The 2498-nt window shown below is 66.8% G+C and carries 2 protein-coding genes; one reads left to right on the forward strand and one right to left on the reverse strand.

All coding sequences use genetic code 11. The features are described from left to right. The first annotated feature begins 12 nt into the window (after positions 1-12). Positions 13-2100, forward strand: a complete 2088-nt coding sequence (locus tag AC1DZA_RS20075) for a DUF7507 domain-containing protein (RefSeq protein WP_476774093.1) — start codon at positions 13-15, stop codon at positions 2098-2100. Between the two features lie 179 nt (positions 2101-2279). Here AC1DZA_RS20075 and AC1DZA_RS20080 read toward each other — a convergent pair. Beyond that, a partial coding sequence (locus tag AC1DZA_RS20080) for an integrase core domain-containing protein (RefSeq protein WP_476774047.1) occupies positions 2280-2498 on the reverse strand: 219 nt, incomplete at its 5' end.

Consider the following 2498-nt stretch of genomic DNA (forward strand, 5'->3'; position numbering starts at 1 on the left):
AACACTGGTGATATCACGTTGACCGGTGTGGTCGTGGCTGATGCGCTGACCGGTGCTTCGCAGACATGCGCGTCGGTTCCGGTGGGTGGTACGTGTGTGTTGTCGACGGGTCATGCGGTCACGCAGGCTGAGGCCGATGCGGGCGCGGTCATGAACACGGGTTCCGCGGTCGCGGACCAGGTGCCGGTGCCGGTGACGGATGTGGTGACGGTGCCCGTTCCGCAGGCCCCGGCGTTGTCGATCGACAAGTCCGCGTCGCCCTCTGACGCCGCGAGCTTCCTAGCTGGAACCATGATCACATACTCCTTCGTCGTGACGAACAGCGGCAATGTCTCGATCGCGAACCCGCAGGTCATGGAGGGCACGTTCACCGGGAACGGCCCGGCATTTCAGATCGACTGCCCGGCCACGCCGGTGCTGCTGCCCGCGGAACAGATGATTTGCACGGCTACCTACACCGTGCTCCAGTCGGACGTCGACCAGGGCGGGGTGGACAACAGCGCCTTCGCGACGGGCACCGACGCGAACGGCGACGAGGTCGTCTCCCCTGAGGACGATGCCCAAATCCCGGTGGATGCCGCACCAGCGCTGACGATCGACAAGACCTCGAGCGGAGGCCCGTTCACGCACGCGGGCCAGGTCATGGCCTACTCCTTCCTCGTGCGGAACGCCGGCAACGTCAGCGTGGCCGACATCGCGGTGGCTGACGACGCCGGCTCGTTCACGGGTTCGGGAGCGCTCTCGCCGGTGGCGTGCGATCTGACCCTGCTGCTGCCCGGCGAGACGGCGACCTGCACGGCGACCTACGAGCTCACGCAGGCGGACGTCGACCAGGGGTCAGTGGCGAACACCGCGACTGCCGACGGCACCACGGCGGCCGGCCCGATCGAGTCGCCATCAGACACGGAGACCATCACGATCGCACCCGACCCGGGGCTGACGATCGTGAAGTCCGGCACTCCCGACGATCCCACCGACGCCGGTCAGGTGATCACGTACTCGTTCGTAGTCACGAACACCGGCAACGTGACCCTCACCCAAATCTTCGTGAACGAGGTGTTGTTCACCGGAACGGGAACGCTCTCGAGCATCGACTGCCCCGCGACCGAGCTCGCACCCGATGACGACGTCACCTGCACGGCCACCTACGTGCTAACCCAGGAGGACGTCGACGCGGGCGGGGTCACGAACACCGCGACCGCCTCGGGCACGCCACCGAACGGGCCCTCCGGCACGTCGGAGGCGTCCTCGGCGGAGGTGACCGTGACCGAGGCGCCGGACCTCGAGGTCGTCAAGGGCGCGACGCCCGACACTATCACCGCAGCCGGGCAGGTGATCACCTACTCCTTCATCGTGAGCAACACCGGCAACGTCACGATCCACGACATCGTCGTCACCGAAGGCCAGTTCACCGGAACGGGCAGCCTCTCCGAGGTCCACTGCCCGGACACCACCGTCGCTCCCGCCGATGACGTCGCCTGCTCCGCGACCTACGTGACCACACAGGCCGACATCGATGCGGGCGATCCCATCGTGAACACCGCCACGGCAAGCGGCGCAACGCCGTTGGAGATCCCGACCACCTCCGCAGAGAGCGAGCCGGCCACGGTCGAGATCGAAGGGGTCGAGGCCCTGGCGCTCGACATCACCGTCGACAACCCGGTGGTGAGCGGGCCCGGACTGCCGGTGCAGTACACCTTCACGGTCACGAACACGGGCACGGTCACCCTGCACGATGTGGGCATCACCGGCGTGAACTTCACCGGCTCGGGAGGAGTGCCCTCGATCATGTGCCCGCGGGGGGAAGTTGCACCCGGTGAGAGCGTCGTCTGCATGGCGACCTACATCACGACCGCAGCGGATGCCGCGGCCGGCCGGATCGACCTGACCGCCTCGGCCACCGCGACGAGTCCTAACGGAGAGCCAGTGGCGGCCGACGAGGATGCGGTCAAGTTGGCGTCGGAGGCTGAGCCACCACCGGCGCTGCCGAGCGCGTCGGTCTGGCTCGCGCAGAGCGGCGTCCAGGGGAACACGGCACTAGCTATCGCCCTGCTCGTTTTGGCTCTTGGGCTCGCGTCTCTGGTGATGAAGCGGGTTTAGGTTTCGGGGCGTTCAGTGATCTTGACGACGTCGGTGGCTGTGAGCCCGGCCCTGGTGCGCCCGACGGCGGATACGTACCCACCAACGACGTCGCCGGCACCGCGTTCATCACCTTCTGGCCCATCACCCACGGGACGGTACTCGACAACCTGAAGCGCCCCGGGTTTCCTGCCGGTGTTTTACGGGTGGTTGAGCAGCCCACTCGTAAGGTCTGTGTCAGCGTAGTGGGCTTGCTCGAACTCGGTCGGGCTGAGCATGCCCAGGCTCCCGTGGAGCCGCCGGTCGTTGTACCAGTCGACCCACGCTGCGGTGGCGTACTCGACGTCGTCGATCGTCTTGTAGGCGCCCTCGTGGAAGACATCGGTGCGGATGCACTCGGTCTTGTAGAGCCCGTTGAT

It is taken from the genome of Agromyces sp. P2_B3, assembly GCF_056404815.1.